Raw genomic sequence first — 24,402 nt, forward strand, 5'->3', positions numbered from 1 at the left:
CATGAAGCTTTCGACGCTCGCGCAGGTCGCGGCGACCGCGGCAATACTGATCGGCGCGTCCGCGGACGCGGGCCAGACGCAGGCCAGGCGTGCAGCCGGCGGACCCCAGGTTCAGGGGGAGGCGCAGGATGACGACGCGCGGGCCGCGGCGCTGGCGGCGAAGATGACGCGCGAGGAACAGCTGCGCTACGTGTTCGGGTACTTCCCGCCGATGAGCAAGGATCGTCCCGCGGACATGATCCCCTCGGCGGGCTATGTGCCCGGTGTGCCCCGGCTCGGCATCCCGACGCTGCGCGAGAGCGACGCCTCGCTCGGGGTCGCCAACCAGATCGAACAGCGCAAGGGCGACGTCGCGACCGCCCTGCCCGCCAGCCTGGCGCTGGCGGCTAGCTTCGATCCCGAGCTTGCCTATCGCGGCGGCGCGATGATCGGCAGCGAGGCGCGGGCCAAGACGTTCAACGTCCTGCTCGCGGGCGGCGTCAACCTGACCCGCGATCCCTGGGGCGGCCGCACGTTCGAATATCTCGGCGAGGACCCGCTGCTGTCGGGGATCATGGCCGGTGAATCGATCCGTGGCGTCCAATCGAACCACATCGTTTCGACGGTGAAGCACTACGCACTCAACCCGCAGGAGACGCTGCGCACCACGACCGACGCCCGCATCGACGAAGCCGCGCTGCGCGAAAGCGATCTGCTCGCGTTCGAGATCGCGATCGAGCGCGGCCGGCCGGGATCGGTGATGTGTTCGTACAACAAGGTCGACGGCGACTGGGCGTGCGAGAACGACCGCCTGCTCAACCACATCCTGAAGGACGACTGGGGGTATAAGGGCTGGGTGATGAGCGACTGGGGCGCGGTCCATTCGACCGTGAAGGCGGTCAAGGCGGGCCTCGACCAGCAGTCCGGACGCGAGCTCGACAAGGAGATGTTCTTCGGCAAGGCGCTCGCCGACGCGACCACGGCGGGCACCATTCCCGCCGCGCGGCTGGAGGACATGAACCGCCGCATCCTGTGGGGCGTGGTGTCGACCGGGCTGATCGACCACCCCGTGCCGACCGACGCCCAGCCGATCGACTATGCCGCGCATGCCCGCGTGGCGCAGGAAATCGCGGAAAAGGGCAGCGTGCTGCTGAAGAACGATCGCGGCGTGCTGCCGCTCGCACGGACCGCCAAGCGGATTGTCGTGATCGGGGCGCATGCCGATGTCGGCGTGCTGTCGGGCGGCGGATCGAGCCAGGTGCGATCGGTCGGCGGTGCGCCGGTCGAGATCCCGCTGACCGAGGGTGCCGCCGCCTCCTTCGCGCGGGTGACCTGGCATGCCTCGTCGCCGCTCGCCGCGATCCGCGCCCTGGCGCCGGGTGCGGCGGTCACCTTTGTCGACGGTCGCGACCCCGCCGCCGCGGCAGCGGCCGCGCGCGACGCCGACGTGGCGATCGTATTCGGCTGGCAGTGGCGGACCGAGGCGCAGGACGTCGAGACGCTCTCGCTCCCCGACAATCAGGATGCGACGATCGCGGCGGTGGCGGCGGCCAATCCGCGCACCGCGGTGGTGCTCGAAACCGGCGGCCCGGTGCTGATGCCGTGGCTGGCGCAGGTGCCGGCGGTGTTGCAGGCCTGGTATCCGGGGCAGCGTGGTGGCGAGGCGATCGCCAACATCCTGTTCGGCGCGGTCAATCCGTCGGGCAAGCTGCCGATGACCTTCCCCGCCGATCCTACGCAGGCGCCGCGCGCGGTGATCCCCGGCCTCGCCGCAATGAGGGCGGTCGACGCCGCGAAGAAGGCGGGCGGCACCTACGGCATGATCGAACGCGACCTGTCGCCTGCGATCGCCTATTCCGAGGGCGCCGCAGTCGGCTATCGCAGCTATCTGAAGCGGGGCACCAAACCGTTGTTCCCGTTCGGCTACGGACTGTCCTACACCGACTTCCGCTACGCCGATCTGCGCATCGAAGGCGGGCAGCAGCTGCGGGTCAGCTTCACCGTCACCAACACTGGCCGGGTGTCGGGCGCGGACTCGCCGCAGGTCTACGTCACCGCCGGCAAGCGCGACGGCGCCACCGTGCGGCTCGCCGGGTTCGAACGGGTGACGCTCGCGCCCGGCGAGACGCGGCGGGTGTCGGTCACGGTCGATCCGCGCGTGATCGCCGACTTCGACGTTGCCGGGCATCGCTGGCGGGTGGCGGCCGGGCGCTATCCGGTCGCGGTCGGCCGCTTCGCGGGTGATCGCACGCTGGCGGGTGAGGCGACGCTCGCGGACCGGCAGATCAAGCCGTGATCCGGCGCGTCGTCGCCGCCGGTGCAGCGCTGGCGGCGATCGGCGCGGCGCCGCCGCCAGCGTCGCGTCCGGTGGCGCGGGGCTGGCAGACGAGCGGCGATGGCAGCCAGCGGCTCACGCCGGTCGACGTCGCCGAGCGGCGCACCGCCGACACCGTCGTGATCGCGATCGACCCGCAGCAGCGATTCCAGACGATGGTCGGGTTCGGCGCGGCGATCACCGATGCTTCGGCGATCCTGATCCAGGGACTGGCGCCAGCCGAGCGCGCGGCATTGATGCGCGACCTGTTCGGCACGGGTGCCGATCGGCTGGGGCTCGGCTTCACCCGGCTGACGATCGGCGCGTCCGACTTCTCGCCGACGCACTACAGTTTCGACGACATGCCTGCGGGCGCGCGGGATCCGTCGCTGGCGCGCTTCTCGATCGCTCCCAATCGGGACGCGATGTTGCCGACGGTCAAGCAGGCGCTCGCGATCAATCCCCGGCTCGTCGTCATGGCCAGCCCGTGGAGCCCGCCCGGCTGGATGAAGACGGGCGATTCGATGATCGGCGGCACCTTGCGCGACGACGCCTATGATCCCTACGCGCGCTATTTCGTCCGCTACCTGAAGGCCTACGCCGCGGAAGGGGTGACGATGCGCTACGTCACCGTGCAGAACGAACCGGATTTCTCGCCGGGCGACTATCCCGGCATGAAGTGGCCTGCGGTCGATCGCGCGCGCTTCGTCGGCCGGCATCTCGGGCCGGCGCTGGTCCAGGCGCGACTGCCCACGCGGGTGCTCGAATGGGACCATAATTGGGATCAGCCGCGACAGCCCGAGACGGTGTTGGCCGATCCGGCCGCCCGCCGCTATGTCGCGGGCGTCGCGTGGCATTGCTATGGCGGCGACGTGTCGGCGCAATCGCGAGTCCGGGCGGCATACCCAAAATCCGACGTGTTCTTCACCGAATGCTCCGGCGGCGGCTGGCGGCCGGGTTGGAATGCCGGCTTCGGCGATACCGTCCGCAACCTGATGATCGGATCGACGCGCCATTGGGCGCGCGGGGTGCTGCTGTGGAATCTAGCGCTCGATCCGAAAGGCGGGCCGCACAAGGGCGGCTGCGGCAATTGTCGCGGCGTCGTGACGATCGACCCCGCGACCGGCACGGTGACGCGTGAGCTCGAATATTACGCGCTGGGACACCTCAGCCGCTTCGTCCGGCCCGGCGGGGTCCGCATCGCGTCGAGCGAGACGGGATCGCTCGCCACCGTCGCGTTTCGCAACCCGGACGGTGGCGTCGTCCTGCTGGCGTATAATCACTCGCCCAAGGCGCTACCGATCGAAGCAGCGATCGGCGGCGTCGTCGCCCGGCATCGGCTGCCACCCGGCGCGGCGATCACGATCGCCTGGCCGTCGGCAGCGCGCTGACCGCCTTACCCCGCGGTCGTCATTCGGTGATGCGCGCGGTCGACACCGCCTGCGAGAACAGCTTGTTGAGCGCGGCGGTGATGTCGTCGTCGGTCGTCACCTTGCTGTACAAACCGTCCGACGCGCAGTCCTTCAGCGCGGGCTCGACCTTGTAGAGGTTCGGCTTGACGTTGTCCTTGGACCAACTGTCAGACAGCGATTCCGGCAGATATTCGGTGTACAGCACGCCGATGCGGATGCCGCGGGCCTTGATCGTGGTGCACCAGGCCCGGTCGATCTCCGCCTCCGGCTTGCCGCCGGGGCGGCTTTCGTCGCGCATGCCGTCGGTGATGATGAACATCACAGCCTGCGGCTTGTCCAATAGCAGGTTCGTCCCGCTACCCGGCGCCTGCATCATCGAATTCATTTTCGAAAACGCATCGCTGGACGCTGTGTCCTGATCGTTGTTGCAATAGTCTTTGGTCGGGCACCCATTGCTGTAGTAGAGCGAAGATGCGACGCCCTTCGACGAGTTCGACACATCGGTCAGCACCGACGTGATCCCTTGCCGAGTGGTAAAGTAGTTGTTCGACCGCGAGTCGGCTGCCGCGAAGGTCGATAGCGACGCACGATACTTCGCCTTGTTGGCTGCGCCGGTGGACGCCGCTTGCGTCATCATCGCCTGCACCGCGGACTTGGCTTCGTCGATGCGCAGCACGATCCCATAGGATCGAGCGACACCGTAATAGTCGGTCCGGCTGCCGTCCTTGGCGATCGCGGTCGCGTCGTTGGTCGAATGACAGGCGAACGCACAGCCGTTGGTCTTGGAGGTGAGCAGCGTCAAGCCGCTGGAGGTGGACGGCAGCGCCATCGACCCCGATGTGTCGAGCAGGATGTGGAAATCGACGTTGGGCGCGGTCTTCGCGGTCGCCGTTGCCGATCCGCCGATGCCCGATTCCTCGAGCTTCAGGACGTTGGAGAAGGTGTTGTGGGACAGCGCGTCGTATGACACCGTCGCGGTGCGCGACAGGCCGGTCAGGTTGATGTCGGTCACCACCACCTTATAGGCGCCGTAATCCAGCGTGTAGGTCGTCAGCGTCTGCGACGCCGTCGGGGTCGCGCGAAGCGGCGTCTTCCACGTCAGTCCCTGCAGGCCGGATGCCTGCGAGATGAACATCCTCGACGCGGCCTGCGCCGCATCCTTGATCGGCTGGCTCATCATCGGCGTCGTCACCGCCGCGAGCGCCGCCGCGTCGGCTGCGGAGTTCACCTTGGTCTGCAACCGCGCCGCCCGCGAATAATCGATCGCCATGCCGGTCGCCGCGGTAAGCGGCAGCATCGAGAAGGCCATGATGATCAGGACGTTGCCGCGCCGCTCGCCGGCGAACGAACCGATCTTCGTCCGGGCGCCCTTGATGCTCGATCGTAGATCGATACCGATGCTGCTGGCCATATCTTGCGCTTACCTGTCGATCTCCGACCGGCTGCCGTGCGTGCTAGGACGATCGGCAAGCGGACGGACGCCTTGTCGGTGCACGCCATAAACCCCGATCTATCAACCAACCTTTAACGTCCGCGGGCAGCGCCGCGGGCGATTGGGCCGTCGCCCGTCAGGACGGCAGCATCCGGCGCAGCACACCGTCGCGCAGCAGGAAGTGGTGGCGCAGTGCCGCGGCGATATGACCGATTACCAGAGCCGCCATCAGGTAACCCAGGTAATGATGCGTCGCCCCCGATGCGCCGACGATCGGGTCGGCGCGCGTCACTGCGAACTTCGGCACAGAGAACAAGCCGAACCACCCGAGCGGAGACTTGCCCGCCGACGACATGATCCAGCCGCTCATCGGCATTACCACCATCAGTGCGTAGAGCAGCAGGTGCACGCCCCCCGCCAGTCGATGTTCCAGCCGGCCGGTGTCGGCCGCGGTGAGCGGCGGCGGCTTGTGGGTGAGGCGCCAAGCGATCCGGAACAGGGCAAGCGCGAGGACGGTAAGGCCGATCGACTTGTGCAGCGGAAACGGGCTGCCCCCGAGCAGCGTTTCGATCGCATCGCCGAACAGGCCGATGAAGAGATTGGCGATGATCAGCACCGCCATCGACCAGTGGAGTGCGATCGCGACCCGCGAATACGATGTCGAAGAATAAGCCATGACGGGATCATGACGCGTCGTGCGCCGGGACGCCACCGCCAATCGGCAGGCGGCGACGTCCCGGCGCGGTGCCGACTACAAGGTGCGCAGGAACGGCAGCGACGGCATGAAGAAATACTCGCCGCCCTTCATGTGCACGGCCTGCGGCACCGCGCTTGTCGTCCTGTGATGCGACAGATCGCCGATCGATGCGCCCCATGCGACGGGGCAACTCATGTCGGGCCGGCTGCCCTGGCCCATGACCTGGTCGAGACCGGGCGCCGAGCCGCCCCCCGGCACCGCCGGAAAGGACGCGTTGTTGGCCCAGTTCTTCTGCACGAATTCGAACTGCTCCCCCAGATCGACATTGAATGCCATGAACAACAGGCCGACGTCGCCCGACGGCTTGTTCTTGATCCGGCCGTCGTTGGGGTCGTCGGTCCGAATGCCGTAAGTCTGGCCGCGCCGCGCCATGATGTGCAGCCGTTCGGACTCGACGGGCTCGAAGCCGCCGCTGCCGCGCGGGTTCATCTTGCGAATGTGCCCAAAGAACGGGCATTTGCCGCCCTCGTCGTCGCTGTCGTAGGTGAAGTCGTTCGCGACCGGGTTGTGCGCGCCGTCGGCGAACTGGCTGGTCAGCGGGGTGCCGTCTTCGAATCGGCCGACCAGCATCGCGCCCGCGCGTTCGGCATCGGCGCCCTTCAGCTTCAGCCGGTTGGCGAGCTTGCGCTCCTCGCTCTTGAACAGGCGGACATCCTGTTCGAGCTTGCGGAACACGAAATAGCTGCCGTGCTGGACCGTCGGATCGGGTGCCGCCGGGTCGGGCACCAGCACGCGGCCGAGCCCGAAGCCCGGATCCCAGTTGGTCGCGCCGTCGGTGCCATGCATCTCCGCCGCGACGTCCTCGGCGAGGAACAGCGGCTGGCTGCGCCCGTCGACATAGCCGAAATGCTCGATCCCCTCGCCGTTGCGATTGTGCAGGCCGAAGCCGGCCTCCTCGCCCAGGGCGACGACACCGGGGTTCGCCGCGAGCAGCGTCCGCACCTTCTTCAGCGCCTTGTTGCGCGGACCCCTCAACTGGTCGCCGACCATCACGACGGCATGGATGTCGCCGCGATAGTGCGGATCCCAGACCTGCGAAGCCGGGTCGAGCAGCTGCGACGCTTTCATGCCGCCGGTGAATGCGGCGTCGCCGGGGCGCTGGCCCGCGGCGATGCCCAGCGCGACATAGCCGGCCGCGCTGATCCCCACGCCGATATAGGGCGTGCCCTTCTTGTCGAGCGTCTTGAACGCCTTGATCTCCTGCAGATGCGCATGTGCGGACTTCATCTGTGCCGCGAGCGCTTTCAGGACGGTACGGCCCTGCGCCTGATCATCGATCCGCAGGAAGAGGATGGTGAGAAACTCGCGGGTATGGGCCTTCACGATGTTGGGCTGGAGCGCCTGGAGCATGGTGAGGTCGTCGCCGGCGGCGGATTCCCACGCGATCGGCTTGTCGAGGGTGACGGGCATGCGGATCTCCTTGTCAGGCGAACGCGCTGCCCAGGCAGTGCCTGCGACAGATCGGTCTCGCCCGTTCGTTTAAGGATTCGCTTGCGGAACTATCGTCCGGTCGGCGGCTGTTGCTACCCGAGGCGGGTTATAGATGGGCGATCTGCGGATTGCAGCAAGATTCGACGCGGGCTGCACCGAATTGGCGGTAGATCACCGCGGGCGGTAACTTGTCCCGATCGGCACCGCGCAAGCAGCGAGACCGTTCGGCGGGTCATCGTCTTCGATTTGGCGGGCTTTACCGGCCGAATATCGTCACCGAAACCTTCATCATGCCCGATCGAACGCGTCACCCGATCGCGATGCGCAGGCCGAGCGCCGCGGCAAGCGCCATCGGCATCACGATCGCGCCGACCTTCAGGAAGCGCCAGAAGCCGACATTCTCGCCCTCGCGGCGGATCGCCTGCAACCACAGGATCGTCGCCAGGCTGCCGGTGATCGACAGGTTGGGACCGAGGTCGACGCCGATCAGCAAGGCGTCGACCACCAGCCGCGGCGGATGCGCCTGCGCGATCGCGGTACTGGCGATCAGCCCGGCGGGCAGGTTGTTCATCAGGTTCGATGCGACAGCCAGGATCGTGCCCGACAGCGCCGCCGCCCATGCCGGATCGACCGACGCCGCGCGGATCGCCGCGGCGACATGGCCGATCACGCCGGTGCGGTCGAGCGCCTCGACCAGGACGAACAGACCGGCGACCAGCGGCAGCACGCTCCAGGAGACGTCGCGGAGCAGCGGCATCGGCGACGATCGTGCGATCGCGCACACCGCCAGCGTCGTGACGATGCCGGCAACGGCGGTCGGCGCGCCGAGCTGGACGTCGAGCGCCGACACCAGCAGCAGGACGCCCGCGGTGGCGACGATGCCGACCAACGCCGCCTTGCCGCCCAGGGTCAGCGCGGGACGCTCGACGTCGCTGCTGCATACGCCCGCCAGCCGGTCGCGCTCGACCCGGCGCAGCGCCAGGAAGGTCACCGCGATCGCCGCGACCGAGGGCAGCGCAAACGACGCGAACCACTGCCCGAGCGGGGGCATGCCGCCGCCGTACAGCACGAGATTGGCCGGGTTGGAAATCGGCAGCACGAAGCTCGCCGCATTGGCGATCAGCGCGCAAGCGAACAGCAGCGGCAGCGGATCGGCCTTCGCCTTCTTCGCCGCGGCACAGACGGCCGGGGTCAGCACCACCGCGGTCGCGTCGTTTGACAGGAACGTCGTGGTGACGACGCCCGCGGCGTAGACCAGCGCGAACAGCCGCGCGGTCGAGCCCCCGGCGTGGATCACCGCGGTGGCCGCGACCCAATCGAACAGCCCTTCGGCACGCGCGACTTCGCTCAGCAGCATCATGCCGATCAGGAAGAGGTAGACGTCGAGCCCCTTGGCGACCGCCCCGGCGGCGAGCGGTAGCGGCAGCAACCCGAACAGCAGCAGCGCCGCCGCACCCGCGACCGCCCAGATCGCCTCTGGCCAGCGGAACGGCCGCGCGATCACCGCCGCAGTGGCTACCGCGCAGATGGCCCAGGTCGCGGCGGTGGCGAGGATCACCGCTTCCCGGCCCGATCGGGCGCGAGTCGCGTTTCAGGCATGGCGGTGAGATAGAGCACGAACCCGGCGGCGGCGATCCCGGCAAGGGTGAGGAAGCTGGCGCTGTAGCCGGCCCAGACGATGATCGATCCCGCCAGCGTCGCCGACAGCGCCGCGCCGAGGCCGAACACGCTGGAGACGACGCCCTGGCTGACGTTGAACCGGCCAGATCCCTTGGTCAGATCGGCTACGATCACCGGGAACAGCGCCCCGAAGATCCCCGCGCCGACGCCGTCGAGCGCCTGGACGCCGACCAGCCACCAGGGATCGTTGGACAGCGTGTACAGCGCACCGCGCGCGGCGAGGAAGCCAAAGGCGACCAGGAAGATCGGTTTGGTGCCCCAGCGTTCGGTGTTGCGTCCGACGACGATCGCGACCGGCACCATCACCAATTGCGCGGCGACGATGCACGCCGCAGTGAGCGAAGTCGCCTTGTCGGTGCCGACGGTGCGCCCGAGCAGCTGGCTGACCGAGGTGAGCATCGCCGCGTTCGCCAGGTGGAAAGTAAAGGCGGCGGCGGCGAAGATCATCAGCGCGCGGTTTTCAACCAGCGTCGTCCAGCCGCTCGGTTCCTCGCAATCCTCCTCGGGTTCGCAGTCGAGGCCGCGGGCGATCGCATTGTCGATGTCGTGGTTGTTCAGCCGCATCGCGACCGCGATGCTGGCGACGGTCAGCGCCGCCATCAGCCAGAACACCACGACCGGGCCGAACGACCAGGCGAGCACCCCTGCCAGTGCCGCCGAGACCGCGTTGCCGGCATGGTTGAACGCTTCGTTGCGGCCGACCCGCTTGGCGAACAGCCTGGGGCCGACCAAGCCCAGCGTGATCGCCGAGATCGCAGGCGCGAACACCGCGCCCGCAGCGGCGGCGATCGATTGGGTGATCGTCACCATCGTGAAGCCCGAGACGATCGGCAACGACAGGCTGCCGAGCGTCACGAGCAGGGCGGCGGCGATGACGATGCGCGGCTTGTTCCGCGTGCGGTCGATCAGGCCGCCCGCGGGGGTCTGCGACACCAACCCGACAATGCCGGCGATCGTCAGCACCAGCCCGACCGTCGCTTCGTTCCAGCCGTGCGACGGGCCCCGCACCACCAGCAGATAGATGGCGAGGTACGGCCCGAGCCCGTCGCGCACGTCGGCCAGGAAGAAGTTGAGCGCGTCGAGAGTGCGCGTCGGCGTACGGGCGGGCGCGCCGCCACGCGATGGCCCCGTGCTACCGGGGTTCACTGCCGCAGTCGCCATTCGGTTGCTCCAGGTCGAGGTGTACGCGAGATGGCGTAGGCATATGGTAAGACACGACAACGGCAGCAGGCTGAACGGACGCGTTCAGCTAAGGTTTAACGAAAGCGCCAGGGCAGTCGCACCGGGAAAGTGCGTCGGGCAGCCGCCGCCGGCCGACGGCATCTATTCGCCGCAGTCGAAGCTGATCGTCGCGCTACGTCGCTGCTTGCCCCAGGTCGCGGTGGCGACGATCGGACCCGCGCATTGCACGCCCGACACCCATAACGGGCTCCAGACCGGATCCCCGTAGGGGATCGCGACGAAGGTGAAGGTGCGCGACGCCAGTAGTTTGCCCGATCGCGTGCGGACGCTGATCGTCAGCGGTACATCGCTATTCTCGCCGATGTCGCGGCCAGGCGGCATCTGAATGGGCACCGATACCAGCAGGTCTTCGGCGGGCTGCTTGGCGTCGCCCTCGCCAGCGCCGGTGTTCCACAGGCTGACATGCCGGGGCGGCGCGATGTCGGCCGAGAGCGTGCCGGTGGTCTTGTAGTAGAGCTGGAGCCGAATCGGGCCGAGCACCGGCTCGCCCGGCGCCACGCCGAGCAGGAAAGGAACGAGCGCAATCGTCGATCGCTTCATTGCGACGGTGAAGCAGCCGGGGCGGGCGAAGGCAAGGGCGGGCGAGGCAAGGGCGGGCGAGGTTCAGCCGCGGACGTGTTCCCATACCTTGGAGATCACCACCGATCCCTCGCCGACCGACGAGGCGACGCGCTTGACCGATCCGGCGCGGACGTCGCCGACCGCGTAGATGCCCGGTCGCGACGTGGCGTAGGGCGATTGCGCCCCGACCGCCTCACCGGTCAGCACGAAACCCTTGTCGTCGAGCGCCACCAATTCGGACAGCCAGCCGGTATTCGGCGCGGCGCCGACCATCACGAACAGCGCGCAGGTGTCGATCCGGCGATCGCCGTCACGGTTGCGGATCGTCACCGCCTCCAACGAGTCCCCGCCGTGCAGCCGGGCGGCGTGCGCGCCATATTCGATCGTGATCGCAGGGTCCGCCTCCAACCGGCTCGACAGGTAGCTCGACATCGACGTTGCCAGCGTGTCGCCGCGCACCAGCACGCGCACGTGGCGCGCGGTCCGGCTGAGGAACATCGCCGCCTGGCCTGCCGAGTTGCCGCCGCCGATCACCAGCGCCTCGGTTTCCCGGCAGAAGCGCGCCTCGTTCTCGGTCGCCGCGTAATAGATCCCCTGGCCCTCGAAGTCGGGCAGGCGATCGAGCGGCAGGCGCCGATATTGTACGCCGCTCGCAACCACGACCGCGGCGGCCTTCACCCGCTGGCCGTTGGCGAAGGTCGCGCAGAATGCGTCGTCGTCGAGCTGCTCGAGTGCCGCGACCCGGCGGGGCATGACGAAGCGGGTGCCGAACTTCATCGCCTGCACCTCGCCACGCCAGACGAGGTCGGCGCCCGAGATGCCGGTCGGAAACCCCATGTAGTTCTCGATCCGGCTCGACGTTCCCGCCTGGCCACCGATCGCGAGTTCGTCGACGACGAGCGCGCACAGGCCCTCGGCGCCCGCATAGACCGCCGCCGCGACTCCGGCCGGGCCGGCGCCGACGATCAGCACGTCGAACGCCTCGTCCTCGGGCAAGTCCTGATCCAGGCCGAGCAGCCTTGCGACATTCTCCGGCGTCGGGTCCTCGACCACCAGATCGCGACCGAAGACCACCACCGGCGCATCGGGCGCGGTGCCGCAGCTGCCGGCGATGGCGGCGGCCTCGGTGCTGCCGAGCGGATAGGAGCGGTAGGGCAGGCGGTTGCGCGCGGCGAAATCGGCGACGCGGCGGACCGCACGGTCGCTCTCCTCCCCGACCAGCACGAGCATGCCGTCGCCCGCCTCCAGCTGCCGCCGACGGCGCGCGGCGAGCACGGTGATGACGATGTCCGACATCTCCGGCACCGCCGACATCAGACGCAGCAGCGCCGCCCGCGGCACCTCGATCACCGCAGTCTCGCGCACCGCGCGCATCGGCAACGACCAGGTCCCGCCCGATAGCAACGCGATCTCGCCGACGAACTGGGTCGCGCCGATCGTCGAGGGGACAAGCCGTTCGCCGGTGAACGGGTTGACGACTTCGACCTCTCCGTCCTCGACATAGATGAAGCGATCGGCCGGCGCACCGAGTTCGGTCAGCATCTCCCCCGCTGCGTACCGGCGCGGCGACCCCGCCGCGCGCAACGCCTCGACATGCGCCGGCGCCAGCGGGATTCGCTGCATTTCGCGCAGATCGCGCCCGATCGTTTCCATTCCCGCCTCCGTGTCGCCGTCCCTGCCGCGGGATTACCGCACACTAGCGTGCTTGTGGAGGTGGTCGCGCGCTGGGCGATCGGAGCCGGCTAGCGCTGGCCGTCGCGCCGCATCGGCATGGCGTCGATTGTCCCTTGCAGGGTGGCGGCAGGGATAGGCCGGCTCTCGCGCAGCTTGGCGCCGCCGTCCTTGCCGATCAGCACGACCGCGAAGCCGGCGGCGGGCAGCCTGTAGCGTCGGCGAAGCGCGGCGGCGGTGTCGCTGACGCCGTGCACCTCGTTGCCGAGGATCTCGACCACGGCAAGATCGCGGTCGTCGGCATTCGCCTTCCACGCTGCGATGATCCGGCGTTGTTCGTCGAGCAGAGGATCGCGGGCATCCGCCGCGTTGACGAGCAACACGCGCTTCTCCCATTTCAGCGCGGCGATTGCGGCCGGTGCAGCGGCGATCAGCGACATCGTTACCAGTGGAGCGATCAGGGACATGCACCGACAACGCGCGACGCGGATCTGCGTTGCGGCTTCACCCGAGTCGCGATCAGGTGTCGTCGGGCGGACGCCGACCGCGGCGACCCCGACCCGCGGTCATCGGATCGGGCTTGGGCGGCGGTCGCCAGCCGGGGGGCGGGGTCAGGCGTTGCTGGCTTGTGCCGAGCCCCATCGCGCCGGGCTGCTGGCGGACCAGCCCCGACGGATCGGCCCGCTCCGCATCCTGCGCGGTCGCGCCGCCGCGCAACAGGCTGATCCGGTCGCGACACTGCGACGCGCGCTCGAAATCGAGCGCTTCGACCGCCGCCTCCATTTCGCGCTGCAAATCCTCGATGCTGCTCATCATGTCTCAACGCACGAGCGCGGGTCCTGGGTCGCCCGAGCGCCTTGCGTCAGTCGACGCCGACCTCGGCCTCGGCGCCGTCCCACTTGCCGGTGAGGCGCGGAACCTCGTCGAGCTGGCGCAGACTGTCGAAGCGCCCGCGCTCCTCGCGGTAGCGGACGATCTCGAAGCCGTGCCCCTTCAGCTGCGGCACCGCATCGAGTTGCTCCGCCGTCGCCGCATTGAGGTCGATCATGCGCAGACTCTCGTTCCGCCGGCCGCCGCGAGCTCAACCAACCTGCACGCCCTTCCAAAAGGCGATACGGTCGCGGATATTCTCGGCCTTCGCCTTCGGATCCGGATAATACCAGGCGGCGTCTGGGTTGTCGGCGCCGTCGACATGGAGGCTGTGATAGTGCGCGGTTCCCTTCCACGGGCAGATCGTCGTCGTGGCGCTCGGCCGCAACACCGCGGCGTCGACCGCATCGGCGGGAAAATAGTGGTTGCCCTCGACGACGACCGTGTCGTCGCTGCTGGCGATCACCGCGCCGTTCCATCGTGCTTCGATCATCATCCGTCTCCTGACATCGGTTCTGGTGAACGAGCCGATCTGCTCGACGCCGCCTTCGCCGAGTGCATGCAACGCATCACCGGGCCGGAACGCCGCGCGCGTCGCCGATTTCCAGCCAATAACCGTCGGGATCCTGGACGTAGATCTGGCGGACACCGTCGAAGCGGGTCTGCATGGTGCGTGGCGTGCCGCCGAGATTGGTCCAGACGAGGTGATGCCGGTCCAGCCAGGCGGTGACGGTGGCGAGATCGTCGACATGCAGCGCCAGGTGTTCGTTGCGGTTCGACGGCTTCGGCGCGACGCGGCCGTCGAGGATGTGCAGCGCCATGCCGTTGCCGAGGTCGAGCCAGCGGCGGTTCTTCAGCGGGGTGGGGATGAGCCGCAGCCCGAACGCCTCGTGATAGAAGGCGGCGCTGCGATCGAGGTCTGATGCCTGGATCGCGACATGCTCCGCCCGCGCCGTGACGTCGGCCGCAGCCTGAGGCACGGCGGCGAGGAGGAGCAGGAGGGGATAGGCGATCATGTGCGGCGGCTCCTTGTCGGACGAGCGGCAGCCTAGCGGGTTGGCGGCACGTCGCCAGCCCCTGCGTCGCGGCATCGCTTGCTGGCCGGCGGGGGATGGGCGAGGTAGGTTGCTCCGGCTATCACAGGAGGAAGACCGATGAAGCTCAGTGCGCGCAACCAGATCGCCGGCAAGATCGTCGCGATCGCGCCCGGCGCGGTGAACGGTTCGATCAAGGTCGAGATCGGCGGCGGCGATATCGTCACCGCGAACATCACCGAAGAGGCGATCGCCGAGCTTGGCCTGACGCTCGGCGATACGGTGACCGTGATCGTGAAGGCCAGCGACGTGATGATCGGTAAGTGAGGTGAAGCGCGGGCCGCTCTGGCTGAAACTGCAGATCGCCTGCGGCGATGCGCTTGCGCTCGGGCCCGGCAAGGCGGATCTGCTCGAGGCGATCGGGGTCGAAGCGTCGATCACCGGCGCGGCGCAGGCGCTGGGCATGAGCTATCGACGCGCCTGGCTGCTCGTCGACGAGATGAACCGGTGCTTCGATCCCGCGCTGGTCGACACGCTGAAGGGCGGCGGGCGCGAACGCGGTGCCCGGGTCACCGAAACCGGTGCCGCGGTTCTTCACGCCTATCGGACGATGGAGCGCGAAGCGGCCGAGGCGGCGGAGGGATCCGCCTATGCCGTGCTGACGACGCATCTGCGCAAGGAACCGATCGCGTCTGGCTGAGCCGTCGATGACGACGTAGATCTATATACGCTCGAATATGATGTCGATATACGGCCGGATATGATGGCAGCGGAAGAATCCGCGCCAAGGGGGTTCCGGTCCATGTCCAAGCGTTTCGTGCTGTTGCTGATCACCGTCGCCGCGCCGATGTCCGTGTGGCCCGCCCAGGCGCAGTCGATCGCGACACCCGCCGACGGGGACGCTGCCGGAACTGCGCCATCCATCGACGCGCTGCCCGACGTCATCGTCACCGCCCGGCGCCGCGCCGAAAACGCGCAGAGCGTCCCTGCGGCGCTGTCGGTGATCGGCGGCGAGCTCATCGACCAGAGCTTCACGGTCAACACGCAGGGACTGACGACGCTGATCCCGAGCCTCAACTACAGCTCGGCCAACCCGCGCAACACCGCCTTCACGATCCGCGGGCTCGGATCGAGCGTGGTCGCGGTCAGCCAAGCGAACGACGGGCTGGAACCCGGCGTCGGCTTCTACATCGATCAGGTCTACCACGCCCGCCCGGCGACCGCGGCGTTCGACTTCGCGGACATCGAACAGGTCGAGGAACTACGCGGGCCGCAGGGCACGCTATTCGGCAAGAACACCACCGCCGGCGCGCTCAACATCACGACGCGCAGCCCCACCTTCGCCCGCGAAGGCTTTGCCGAGCTGTCCTATGGCGAGCGCAATCTCGTCCAGGCCAAGGGCTGGGTGTCGGGGCCGATCAGCGACACCGTCGCCTATCGCGTATCGGTAGTGTCGACCCGTCGCGACGGCGTGATCGACAATCTCCGCACCGGCCGCGACACCAACACGCTGGGCACGCAGGCCGTGCGCGGGCAGCTGCTGATCAAGCCCGATGATACCATCCAGATGCGGCTCATTGCCGACTTCACCAACTTCCAGGCCTATTGCTGCGGCCAGGTCTATCTGCGCACCGGCACCTCGCTGCGCGCCGCCAACCGTCAGTTCGGCGGACCGAGCGGGCTCGCCGCGCAGTTCGGCTATGCGCCCGCCAGCACCAATGCCTACGACCGGGTCACCGACATCGACGGGCCGCTCGGCGTCGACACCAACGAAGGCGGCGTCAGCGCGATCACCGACTGGAACCTCGGTTTCGCGACGCTGACATCGGTCAGCGCGTGGCGGTTCTGGAACTGGGATGCGGAAAACGATCGCGACTATACCGGCCTGCCGATCCAGTCGTCGCAGCACATCCCGTCGCGGCAGGACCAGTATAGCCAGGAGGTGCGGCTCGCCTCGAACGGTGCGGGGCCGTTCAGCTACGTCGCTGGTCTCTACGGCTTCCGCCAGAAGATCGTCGGGCGACCGATCAGCATCTACGGGCCGGCCGCGGCGCGTTACCTGATCGGTACGACGACCGGCACCGCCAACACGCCGGTGCCGGGCAATCTGCTCGACGGCTATGGCCAGGACGGCCGCACCGATTTCCGCAGCCTCAGCTATGCCGCGTTCGGCGAGGTCAACTGGCGTATCGTGCCTAGCCTCACCGCAACGCTCGGCCTGCGCTACACGCAGGAGGATAAGGACGGTTACTACACCACCACCGTCTCGGGTGGTTCGGCGACGACGAGCACCGCGCTCGTCAACGCGCGGCTGGGTGTGCTGCGCCCGCAAAGCTACGAAGCGCACGACAGCGACGGCAGCCTGTCGGGCCGCGGCAACTTCGCGTGGCAGGCCACCGACGATGTGATGGCCTATGCCAGCTATGCACGCGGTTTCAAATCGGGCGGCATCAACATGTCGGGCCTGCCGCTCGACAACGCCAACCGCCCGGTGCTGGCGACCGCTGTCGTCCGGCCGGAGCGCAACGAGACCTATGAGGTCGGGCTGAAGACCGCGCTGCTGGATCGGCGGCTGATCTTCAACATCGACGGTTTCTACACGAAGGTGCGCGACTTTCAGGCGACCGTCGTCGAGAACTCGCTGACGCAGACCGTGCAGTTGCGCGGCTATCTGTCGAATATCCCTGCGGTCACGGTGAAGGGGTTGGAAGCCGACGTCACCGCGATCCTGCTGCCGGGACTCAGTGCGCGAACCAATGTCGCCTATTCGGACGGCACCTACAGCGACTATCCGGCGGGACCCTGCCCGCTCGAGGTGCAGACCGCGGCGACGACCCAGTGCAGCCTTACCGGCCGGCGGCTCGCCTCGCTGCCGCGCTTCGCGCTGACCGCCGGCCTGGATTACACGCGACCGGTCGGCAGCGGCCAGGTGTTCGCCCATGTCGATACGGCGTCCCGCAGCGGCTATAACGGCGATCCCAGCCTGTCGCGCTTCACCTATATCCGCGGCTACAACCTGACCAACGCCAACATCGGCTACCGCTTCGCGGACGGGCTGGAGATGATCCTGTGGGCGCGCAACCTGCTCGACGCCGACTATATCCAGAACCTGACGATCCAGGCGGGCAATTCCGGGTTGATCCTGGGCTCGCCGAGCGAACCGCGCACGATCGGCGGGACCGTGCGCGTGCGCCTGTAGCTGGATCAGTCGTTCAGATCGTCGGGGTCGAGCGTGCAGACATAGACGCGTTCGGAGCTGTGGTCGTGCGCCCAGGCAAGTCCCGCCGCCTCGGCGAGTTCGAAGGTGCGATAGGTGTCGCCGCCGATCAACGACACCGAATCGACCTCGCCGTCGCTGCTATCGGCCTGAAGCGCATTGCAGTTGAGTTCGAAGCCGCCGTCGGGCTTGCGGATGACGCGCACGCAATCGCACTCGTCGGGCGCGAGTTCGCCGGCGGGTAGCTTGATGATTTCCAATGCCCTTCTCCTTGCTGCAACAGGCGCAACGCCCGCCCCGGCGGAAGGTGCCGCGTTCGTGCCGGTGGAGGTCGTTCGGATCAGGTCGTCGAGAAGCTGGTTCAGGTCCGCGTTCGCGGGAACGCTTCTGAGGTCGCTGAACCGCGGCCCCGGGGTGCCGGCGGCAGACGGTCCGCGACGGCTGTCTTCGGTGGCGGCGTCTTCGCCGAACAGCCTGGCGAGGTAGCAGCCCGCGATCGCGTGGTGCGCTGCGGCAGCGCGCGGTGTGGTTGCGTCGGCGGCGAGCACCGACTCCTGGATCGAGCGCGACAGGAGATACTCGCTGTCGGGGATCAGCCGTGACGGAAACAGGCCCATGGCGTCCTCCCAATTGCCGGGTCACCGGAGTGGTGCCGGGCGCGTCAATCGTCGTGGGTGCCGGTGTCGCCGTTGGCGATCAGATCCAGCTCCAGGCACCGATATTCGCGCTGCCGCTGCCCGAGGATCTCGGTCAGCAACGGCATCAATTCGATCGCCTCCTCGACATCCGCCTTCGAGGCGTTCTTGTCGCACAGGATCAACATCTGTCGCTCCACCTCGCGTTCGGTGACCATCAGGAGGCCATAGGCGATCCGCAGATCCGAACGCTGGATGTCCTTGACCAAGCGACGCGAGCGACGGAGCGCGTTCAGCTTGTCAGTGATGTCGATGACAATACCCATGTGGATGCAATGTCGGCGCACAGTCGACGTTCCGGCCAAGGGCCCCACTATTTACGGTAAATTCACGATTACGAACGAACATGGTTAAGGGACAATTGCGATGATCTGTTTTGGTACGGATCAAGCAAATCTTAACCGTGAATATTTCTTGACGCTGTGCCTGTAGCCGCCCGACTTAGGTGCGAACTTGGTTAACACTTGACCTTGGCCGAAGCGAACGTTCCACCTGGTTGTGCTCCCGCGAACGCCGGAGCCCAGTACTGTGTCCCCGGGTTCACGGGGACACATCGGGCATACCGGGAGCGTTCGAGCGCCCGCTCTACCGTCGCTTCAGCCGAATCGCCTGCCCGCCGCCGGGCGCGAGGGCCACGGTCAGGCGGTCGCCCTTGCGCACCGTCCTGGTCTCGAAGGCGATCGAATGGCGGGCGGTGGTGCGGTAATCGGCGCCGGGGCCGTCACGGTAGATCTGTGCCGTGTAGCTCTTGCCCGGGTCGAGGAAGTCGAGCGTCACGGTGAGCGTCCGCGCATTCTCGTCGGTGATGCTGCCGATATACCAATCGTCGGAGCGGCGATCGCGCCGGGCGAAGGTGACGTAGTCGCCGACCTCGCCGTTCAGCACGCGGGTGTCGGACCAGTCGGTCGGCACGTCCTTGATGAACTGGAACGCCTGTGGGTATTTCGCGTAGTTCTCCGGCGTATCGGCTGCCATGACAACCGGCGAATAGAGCACGACGTACAGCGCGAGCTGCTTGGCGATGGTCGACAGGATGTCGCTGTCGTCGCTGCCCTTCAGGCTGAGCACGCCTGGGGTGAAATCCATCGGGCCTTCGAGCATGCGCGTGAAGGCGAGGTTGGCTTCGTGCTCGGGCGGGTTCTTGCCCGCCCAGCTGTTATATTCCATGCCACGCGAGCCCTCGCGGGCGACCCAGTTCGGATAAGTGCGACGCAGGCCGGTGTCCTTCACCGGTTCGTGGCTGTCGATCGCGACGCGGTATTTCGCGGCGGTCGTGACGACGCGGGTATAGTGGTTCACCATCCATTGCCCCTCGTGCCATTCGCGCTTTGCGGTGCCGTCCGGATCGACGCGCTCGATCTGGCCGGCGTCGGTGACGTAGCCGGTCTTCACCGCGGGAATGCCGTGGTCGCGCGCATAGCCGAAGGCGCGGTCGAGCTGGGCGTCGTAATGGCTGGCCGAGCCGCCGGTCTCGTTGTGGCCGATCAGGTAGACGCCCTTGGCCTTAGCGTAGCGGGCGAGTTCGGTTGCGTCGAAATCGGGGGTCGGCGTGTCGAACTGCATGGCGTTGCCGTTGCCGAACCAGTCGCCGTCCCAGCCGACATTCCAGCCTTCGACGAGGACGCCTGGAATCTTGTTGGCGCTCGCGAAGTCGATGTAGGTCTTGACGTGCGCGGTGGTGGCGCCGTGCTGAGGGCCGGTCGCCCAGCTCCACTTGCCGGTGATCATGTTCCACCACACACCGACGAACTTGCCGGGCTTGATCCAGCTGACATCGCCCAGCTTGTTGGGTTCGTTGAGATTGAGCTCGAGGTGGCTCATGTACAGGCCGGGCGCGTCGTCCGCGAGGATCAGCGTACGCCACGGCGTGGCGAAGGCGCCGGTCCGGGTCACCTTCGGGGCACCGGCGCCGGGGGTCAGCACCGCCTTCAGCGTGTTGCCCTCGACCTTGGCGACGTTCATGCCGGCATAGTCGACCAGCGCCGCCTCGTGCAGCGCGACATGAGTCCCGCTCGCCAGTTTCAGCGTGATCGGCGTCGCCGCGGTGCCGACGCCGGTCAGCGGCGTGCGATTGTAGAGATATTCCTCGCGGTTCCATTCGAACGCGGGCTTCCACCACGCGGTCGCCTCGGTCGCGAAGGCGAACTGGGTGAGTTCCTCGGCGATGTTGACGGTCTTGAAGCCCGGCTGTTCGGGAAATTCGTAGCGGAAGCCGACGCCATCGTCCTGCAGGCGGAACACGACGTCGATCATCCGCTTCATCCGATCGGTCTCGACCAGGCGGACGCGCATCTCGATATGATTGTCGCGGATCGTCTTCCACTCGCCCCATGGCTGGGTCCAGGTCGCATCCGCCTTGTCGCGGGTGACGCTCTCGATCTTCAGGTGGCGATCGAACTTGGGCGCGTCGGTGAACAGGAAGCCGAGTCGCGAGGGGGTGACGATCAGCTCGCCCTTGCGGCTGATGCTATAGGTCGCATGCCCCTCCGCATCGGTCGCCACGGTGACCGCGATGCTGCCGTCGGGCGAGGTCGCGATCGCGCTGGGGATCGCGCTCGGCGGCTGCGGCTTGATCGTCTCGTTGGTCGTCGCCGGCTCGGTTTGCGCCGCGGCGGGGGCGGCGATCAGGGCGGCGGAGAGCAGCAGGAGGGTCTTCATGATCAGGCGATCCTTTCGGCGACGATGGCGGCATAGCCGGCTAAGATCCATCCCCCGGCGTGATTGACGCTGTCGCGCAAGCGCCAGCGTTCGGGCTGGGCGGGCTGCCATTCGATGGGCGCGGGACCCATGTTGAACAGGCACAGCATCGTCTGGTTCGCGGCGCGGCGTTCGAAGACGAGCAGGGTGGGCGCGACCTCGACAAGCGTCAGGTCGCCGGTCGCGAGCGCCGGGTTGGCCTTGCGCAGCGCGAGGAGCCGCCGCGTCAGGTGGAGCAGCGAACCCGGATCGCGCTCCTGCCGGTCGACCGCCAGCGACGGATGATCGGCGCCAACGGGCAACCACGGCGTGCCGTCGCTGAAGCCAGCTTGCGGCGCGTCCGATCGCCACGGCATCGGCGTCCGCGCGCCGTCGCGTGACAGCGTCAGCGGCCAGTTGGCGATCGCCTCGGGATCGCGGAGCAGCGCGAACGGGACATCGACCTGGGTCAATCCCAGTTCCTCGCCATAATAGAGGAAGATATTGCCGCGCAGGCAGACCAGCAGCAGCATCTTCATCCGCGCAAAGGCGTCGCGGTGCTCGGGTGCGGCCCAGCGCGACACCGCGCGGGGCGCATCGTGGTTCTCGAACGCCCAGCTCGGCCAGCCGGTCTCGGCCTGCGCGGGCCACAGCGTGATCGCGTCGGCGACGGTGCGGGGTTCGAGCGTGGACGCGTAGAGGAAGTCGAAGCCATAGGCGCTGTTCAGCCGCGCGTTGCCGCGGGTGAACAGCTTCATCTCGCGGTCGCTCTCGGCCCCCCCCACCTCGGCGACGGTGAACCGGTCGCCATAGGTGTCGATCAGGCGGCGCAGGCGTTCGAGGAAGCCGGGGATGTCCGCGTGACTCTGGTTGTGGATGTGGCGCTGGAAATCGAACGACCGCGTCTTGATGCCGTTGTCGGCGACCGGCGGATTATCGGTCAGCGCGGGGTCGTGCATCGCGAAGTTGATCGCGTCGAGCCGGAAGCCATCGACGCCGCGATCGAGCCAGAAGCGCGCGGTGTCGAGCAGTTCTTCCTGCACCGCGGCGTCGTGAACGTGGAGCTGCGGCTGTTCCTTCAGGAAATTGTGCAGATAATATTGGCGGCGCCGCGCGTCCCAGGTCCAGGCCGGGCCGCCGAACACCGATTGCCAGTTCGACGGCGGGCTGCCGTCCGGCTTGGCGTCTGCCCAGACATACCAGTCCGCCTTCGGGTTGGTGCGCGACGAGCGGCTCTCGACGAACCACGGATGCTCGTTGGAGGTGTGGCTGTAGACCTGGTCGATGATCACCCGCAGCCCCAGCGCATGGGCGCGGGCGATCAGCGCGTCGAAATCGGCGAGCGTGCCGAAGATCGGATCGACGTCGCGATAGTCGGCGACGTCATAGCCGTAATCGCGCATCGGCGAGGTGAAGAAGGGCGACAGCCAGATCGCATCCACGCCGAGGCTGGCGACGTGATCGAGGTGCCCGGTGATGCCGGGCAGGTCGCCGATGCCGTCGCCGTTGCTGTCGGCGAAGCTGCGCGGATAGATCTGGTAGATCGACGCGCCCTTCCACCACGGGGTATCGGCCGCCGGTTCGGGCTGGCGCGTGGGCTCGGGCATCATTTCGGTGCCGCGGCGCACACGGCATAGCCGAAGGCGGGCAGGCTGATCGACACGCTGCCGGGCGCCGCGGCGCGGGTGGGGCAGGGGCCGGCGAGCGTGGCGAAGCGGGTCGACGCGGTCTCGACCTGCACGGCCCCGGTGATCGCGGTGGCGCCGGTGTTGAAGGCGAGCAGGATCTCGCGCCCGGTCGACGGATCGAATCGCGACACCGCGAACAGCCCAGGGGACGGTCCGCGCGCCCGGACGACGGTCCGGCCCCGCGTCAGCGCCGGGTTCGCGCGGCGCAGCGCCGATAACGAGGCGATCTCGCGGTAGAGCGGGTGGGTGGTGCCGAAATTGGCCGACGCGGTAGTCGCCTTGGTGCCGACCAGCACATTGTCGTTGTACACCGCGACCTGCGACGCGAACAAATCCTCGCGCGCATCCTGATCGTCGCCGTCGCCGGCGAACCCCTGTTCGTCGCCCGAGTAGATCGTCGGCACGCCACGCAACGTCAGCAACATCGCATGCGCGAGCTTCACGCGCGCCAGCACCTCGGCATCGTCGGCGGCGGGGTTGAGCCGGCGGACGTCGCGCGCGAAGCGGCCCTGGTCGTGATTGCCGAGGAAAATCGGCAGCGTCATCGCGGTCGCCGCCCCGCCCTTGTACAGCACGTCGCCGTCGAACAGCGCGGCGAGCTCGCTGGTGCCCTTGTTGCCGGCGACGACATCGGTGACGCCCCAGCGGAACGCGAAGTCGAGCACCGCGGGCAGGCGGTCTCGCCGGGTGAACTGGGCGAGATAGCCCGGGTCCATCGTGCCGCCCGCGACCTCGCCGAAGATGTGGAAATTGGGAATGCCGTTGGCCTTGGCGCGCGCGATCATCGCGGGTGCGAACGCCTGCCAGAAAGCCGGATCGACGTGGCGCGCGGTGTCGATGCGGAAGCCGTCGACCTTGAACCGGTCGATCCAACCGCCGAATATCTCGGTCATCCCCGCGAGCACCCGCGGGTTTTCGGTCATCAGGTCGTCCAGGCCGGAGAAGTCGCCCATGGTCGAGCTCTCGTCCGCAAACGTCGAATCGCCGCGATTATGATAATAGATCGGATCGTTGAGCCACGCCGGGACCTTCACCGTCCGCTCGGCGGCAGGGACGTAGGGCGTGTAGGCGTAACCCGGATCGGTGAGCGCCGCGAAATTGGCGGCGGTCGCGACGTCGTCGCCCGCAAACCCGGTGTTGATCGGCTTGCCCCCGGCACCGCCCTTGCGCTGGTAGGGATAGGTGGCGCGGTCGCGATAGGGACACGGCGTGCCCTCCGCGCATTCGCGGTAATGGATCACGTCGGCGGTGTGGTTGACGATGATGTCCATGTAGACCTTCATCCCGCGCGCGTGCGCCGCCGCGACCAGCGCCGCCATGTCGTCGTTGCTGCCAAGATGCGGATCGACGCGGGTGAAGTCGGTGATCCAATAGCCGTGATAGCCGGCGGATTCCTGCCCCTTGGCGCCCTGCACCGGCTTGTTCCGGAACACCGGCCCGAGCCAGATCGCGGTGGCGCCGAGCGACCGGATATAGCCGAGCCGCTTGGTCAGCCCCTTCAGGTCGCCGCCATGGTAGAAGCCCTTCGCGGTCGGATCGAAGCCCGTGGCGAGGCGGTCGCCGGTCAGGCCACCGCGATCGTTCCCCGGGTCTCCGTTCTCGAACCGGTCGGGCAGGACGAAGTAGATCACCTCGTCCTGGGGCAGCCGCGCCCGGTAATCCGCGACGGCAGCGGACGGCTGCGCCGCCGCGGGGCAGAGTAGCAGCGAACTTGCCAACACCGCGGCGACGGACTTGAACATC

General features: G+C 67.8%; 22 protein-coding genes. 5 read left to right on the forward strand and 17 right to left on the reverse strand.

What is annotated here, in order from left to right:
* Position 1: 1 nt before the first annotated feature.
* Both ACT009_RS13265 and ACT009_RS13270 read left to right on the forward strand, forming a co-directional pair.
* A complete protein-coding gene (locus ACT009_RS13265; protein ID WP_445191536.1) occupies positions 2 to 2,275 on the forward strand; it encodes a beta-glucosidase in 2,274 nt (757 codons plus the stop codon).
* Entirely contained in the window at positions 2,272 to 3,684 is a 1,413-nt protein-coding gene (locus ACT009_RS13270; RefSeq protein WP_445191537.1) for a glycoside hydrolase family 30 protein, read from the forward strand. Before ACT009_RS13265 ends, ACT009_RS13270 begins: the two co-directional genes overlap by 4 nt.
* A 19-nt stretch (positions 3,685 to 3,703) precedes the next feature.
* Here the strand turns inward: ACT009_RS13270 and ACT009_RS13275 are convergent, their stop codons facing one another.
* From ACT009_RS13275 to ACT009_RS13330, 12 genes are all read right to left on the reverse strand, one after another.
* Positions 3,704 to 5,116 (reverse strand): pilus assembly protein TadG-related protein, encoded by a 1,413-nt coding sequence (locus tag ACT009_RS13275; protein WP_445191538.1) that lies wholly within the window; start codon positions 5,114 to 5,116, stop codon positions 3,704 to 3,706.
* A 157-nt stretch (positions 5,117 to 5,273) separates the two neighbouring features.
* Complete coding sequence (locus tag ACT009_RS13280; protein ID WP_445191539.1) at positions 5,274 to 5,813, reverse strand: cytochrome b; 540 nt, start codon at positions 5,811 to 5,813, stop codon at positions 5,274 to 5,276.
* A gap of 75 nt (positions 5,814 to 5,888) precedes the next feature.
* Positions 5,889 to 7,304 carry a Dyp-type peroxidase gene (locus tag ACT009_RS13285; RefSeq protein WP_445191540.1) on the reverse strand — a complete coding sequence of 472 codons (1,416 nt, stop codon included), beginning with the start codon at positions 7,302 to 7,304 and terminating at the stop codon, positions 5,889 to 5,891.
* 328 nt (positions 7,305 to 7,632) lie between these two features.
* Complete coding sequence (locus tag ACT009_RS13290; protein ID WP_445191541.1) at positions 7,633 to 8,883, reverse strand: arsenic transporter; 1,251 nt, start codon at positions 8,881 to 8,883, stop codon at positions 7,633 to 7,635.
* A complete protein-coding gene (locus ACT009_RS13295) occupies positions 8,880 to 10,166 on the reverse strand; it encodes an MFS transporter (RefSeq protein WP_445191542.1) in 1,287 nt (428 codons plus the stop codon). The genes ACT009_RS13290 and ACT009_RS13295 overlap by 4 nt, the downstream gene beginning before the upstream one ends.
* A 162-nt stretch (positions 10,167 to 10,328) precedes the next feature.
* Positions 10,329 to 10,787, reverse strand: a complete 459-nt coding sequence (locus ACT009_RS13300) for a hypothetical protein (RefSeq protein WP_445191543.1) — start codon at positions 10,785 to 10,787, stop codon at positions 10,329 to 10,331.
* A gap of 63 nt (positions 10,788 to 10,850) precedes the next feature.
* The gene (locus ACT009_RS13305; RefSeq protein WP_445191544.1) at positions 10,851 to 12,431 is read right to left on the reverse strand and encodes an FAD-dependent oxidoreductase; all 1,581 of its coding nucleotides are present in this window, start codon (positions 12,429 to 12,431) and stop codon (positions 10,851 to 10,853) included.
* Between the two features lie 119 nt (positions 12,432 to 12,550).
* Positions 12,551 to 12,919, reverse strand: coding sequence for a DUF4174 domain-containing protein (locus ACT009_RS13310; RefSeq protein ID WP_445191545.1), 369 nt, complete (start codon positions 12,917 to 12,919; stop codon positions 12,551 to 12,553).
* Between the two features lie 79 nt (positions 12,920 to 12,998).
* Positions 12,999 to 13,292, reverse strand: a complete 294-nt coding sequence (locus tag ACT009_RS13315) for a UvrB/UvrC motif-containing protein (protein ID WP_445194097.1) — start codon at positions 13,290 to 13,292, stop codon at positions 12,999 to 13,001.
* Positions 13,293 to 13,341: 49 nt separating this feature from the next.
* Positions 13,342 to 13,527, reverse strand: coding sequence for a helix-hairpin-helix domain-containing protein (locus tag ACT009_RS13320; RefSeq protein ID WP_445191546.1), 186 nt, complete (start codon positions 13,525 to 13,527; stop codon positions 13,342 to 13,344).
* Positions 13,528 to 13,560: 33 nt separating this feature from the next.
* Positions 13,561 to 13,842: a DUF427 domain-containing protein gene (locus ACT009_RS13325; RefSeq protein WP_445191547.1), complete on the reverse strand. Its 282-nt coding sequence runs from the start codon at positions 13,840 to 13,842 to the stop codon at positions 13,561 to 13,563.
* 76 nt (positions 13,843 to 13,918) lie between these two features.
* On the reverse strand, positions 13,919 to 14,365 hold the full coding sequence (locus ACT009_RS13330) for a VOC family protein (protein ID WP_445191548.1): 447 nt from the start codon (positions 14,363 to 14,365) through the stop codon (positions 13,919 to 13,921).
* 138 nt (positions 14,366 to 14,503) lie between these two features.
* On the opposite strand from ACT009_RS13330, the gene ACT009_RS13335 reads away from it, so the two are divergent.
* The 3 genes from ACT009_RS13335 (at position 14,504) to ACT009_RS13345 (ending at position 17,582) form a co-directional block, all read left to right on the forward strand.
* A complete protein-coding gene (locus ACT009_RS13335; protein ID WP_445191549.1) occupies positions 14,504 to 14,710 on the forward strand; it encodes a TOBE domain-containing protein in 207 nt (68 codons plus the stop codon).
* Between the two features lies 1 nt (position 14,711).
* Positions 14,712 to 15,083: a winged helix-turn-helix domain-containing protein gene (locus ACT009_RS13340; RefSeq protein WP_445191550.1), complete on the forward strand. Its 372-nt coding sequence runs from the start codon at positions 14,712 to 14,714 to the stop codon at positions 15,081 to 15,083.
* A gap of 102 nt (positions 15,084 to 15,185) precedes the next feature.
* Complete coding sequence (locus ACT009_RS13345; protein WP_445191551.1) at positions 15,186 to 17,582, forward strand: TonB-dependent receptor; 2,397 nt, start codon at positions 15,186 to 15,188, stop codon at positions 17,580 to 17,582.
* 5 nt (positions 17,583 to 17,587) lie between these two features.
* On the opposite strand, the gene ACT009_RS13350 is transcribed toward ACT009_RS13345, so the two are convergent.
* The 5 genes from ACT009_RS13350 to ACT009_RS13370 form a co-directional block, all read right to left on the reverse strand.
* Positions 17,588 to 18,148, reverse strand: a complete 561-nt coding sequence (locus tag ACT009_RS13350) for a hypothetical protein (RefSeq protein ID WP_445191552.1) — start codon at positions 18,146 to 18,148, stop codon at positions 17,588 to 17,590.
* A 113-nt stretch (positions 18,149 to 18,261) separates the two neighbouring features.
* Complete coding sequence (locus ACT009_RS13355; protein ID WP_445191553.1) at positions 18,262 to 18,561, reverse strand: hypothetical protein; 300 nt, start codon at positions 18,559 to 18,561, stop codon at positions 18,262 to 18,264.
* Positions 18,562 to 18,880: 319 nt separating this feature from the next.
* Positions 18,881 to 20,953: a glycoside hydrolase family 97 protein gene (locus ACT009_RS13360; protein WP_445191554.1), complete on the reverse strand. Its 2,073-nt coding sequence runs from the start codon at positions 20,951 to 20,953 to the stop codon at positions 18,881 to 18,883.
* 2 nt (positions 20,954 to 20,955) lie between these two features.
* Positions 20,956 to 22,578, reverse strand: coding sequence for an alpha-glucosidase (locus ACT009_RS13365; protein WP_445194098.1), 1,623 nt, complete (start codon positions 22,576 to 22,578; stop codon positions 20,956 to 20,958).
* Complete coding sequence (locus tag ACT009_RS13370; RefSeq protein ID WP_445191555.1) at positions 22,578 to 24,401, reverse strand: alpha-amylase family glycosyl hydrolase; 1,824 nt, start codon at positions 24,399 to 24,401, stop codon at positions 22,578 to 22,580. The genes ACT009_RS13365 and ACT009_RS13370 overlap by 1 nt, the downstream gene beginning before the upstream one ends.
* Between the last annotated feature and the right edge of the window lies 1 nt (position 24,402).

Source organism: Sphingomonas sp. Tas61C01, assembly GCF_052567495.1.

Bases quoted from the DNA above. Each gene is read 5' to 3' on its own strand.
- ACT009_RS13315 (WP_445194097.1), bottom strand. From the start codon at position 13,292: ATGAGCAGCATCGAGGATTTGCAGCGCGAAATGGAGGCGGCGGTCGAA.
- ACT009_RS13310 (WP_445191545.1), bottom strand. From the start codon at position 12,919: ATGTCGCTGATCGCCGCTGCACCGGCCGCAATCGCCGCGCTGAAATGG.
- ACT009_RS13285 (WP_445191540.1), bottom strand. From the start codon at position 7,304: ATGCCCGTCACCCTCGACAAGCCGATCGCGTGGGAATCCGCCGCCGGC.
- ACT009_RS13360 (WP_445191554.1), bottom strand. From the start codon at position 20,953: ATGAAGACCCTCCTGCTGCTCTCCGCCGCCCTGATCGCCGCCCCCGCC.
- ACT009_RS13275 (WP_445191538.1), bottom strand. From the start codon at position 5,116: ATGGCCAGCAGCATCGGTATCGATCTACGATCGAGCATCAAGGGCGCC.
- ACT009_RS13320 (WP_445191546.1), bottom strand. From the start codon at position 13,527: ATGATCGACCTCAATGCGGCGACGGCGGAGCAACTCGATGCGGTGCCG.
- ACT009_RS13330 (WP_445191548.1), bottom strand. From the start codon at position 14,365: ATGATCGCCTATCCCCTCCTGCTCCTCCTCGCCGCCGTGCCTCAGGCT.
- ACT009_RS13355 (WP_445191553.1), bottom strand. From the start codon at position 18,561: ATGGGTATTGTCATCGACATCACTGACAAGCTGAACGCGCTCCGTCGC.
- ACT009_RS13345 (WP_445191551.1), top strand. From the start codon at position 15,186: ATGTCCAAGCGTTTCGTGCTGTTGCTGATCACCGTCGCCGCGCCGATG.
- ACT009_RS13300 (WP_445191543.1), bottom strand. From the start codon at position 10,787: ATGAAGCGATCGACGATTGCGCTCGTTCCTTTCCTGCTCGGCGTGGCG.
- ACT009_RS13370 (WP_445191555.1), bottom strand. From the start codon at position 24,401: ATGTTCAAGTCCGTCGCCGCGGTGTTGGCAAGTTCGCTGCTACTCTGC.
- ACT009_RS13265 (WP_445191536.1), top strand. From the start codon at position 2: ATGAAGCTTTCGACGCTCGCGCAGGTCGCGGCGACCGCGGCAATACTG.
- ACT009_RS13365 (WP_445194098.1), bottom strand. From the start codon at position 22,578: ATGCCCGAGCCCACGCGCCAGCCCGAACCGGCGGCCGATACCCCGTGG.
- ACT009_RS13305 (WP_445191544.1), bottom strand. From the start codon at position 12,431: ATGCAGCGAATCCCGCTGGCGCCGGCGCATGTCGAGGCGTTGCGCGCG.
- ACT009_RS13295 (WP_445191542.1), bottom strand. From the start codon at position 10,166: ATGGCGACTGCGGCAGTGAACCCCGGTAGCACGGGGCCATCGCGTGGC.
- ACT009_RS13325 (WP_445191547.1), bottom strand. From the start codon at position 13,842: ATGATCGAAGCACGATGGAACGGCGCGGTGATCGCCAGCAGCGACGAC.
- ACT009_RS13335 (WP_445191549.1), top strand. From the start codon at position 14,504: ATGAAGCTCAGTGCGCGCAACCAGATCGCCGGCAAGATCGTCGCGATC.
- ACT009_RS13280 (WP_445191539.1), bottom strand. From the start codon at position 5,813: ATGGCTTATTCTTCGACATCGTATTCGCGGGTCGCGATCGCACTCCAC.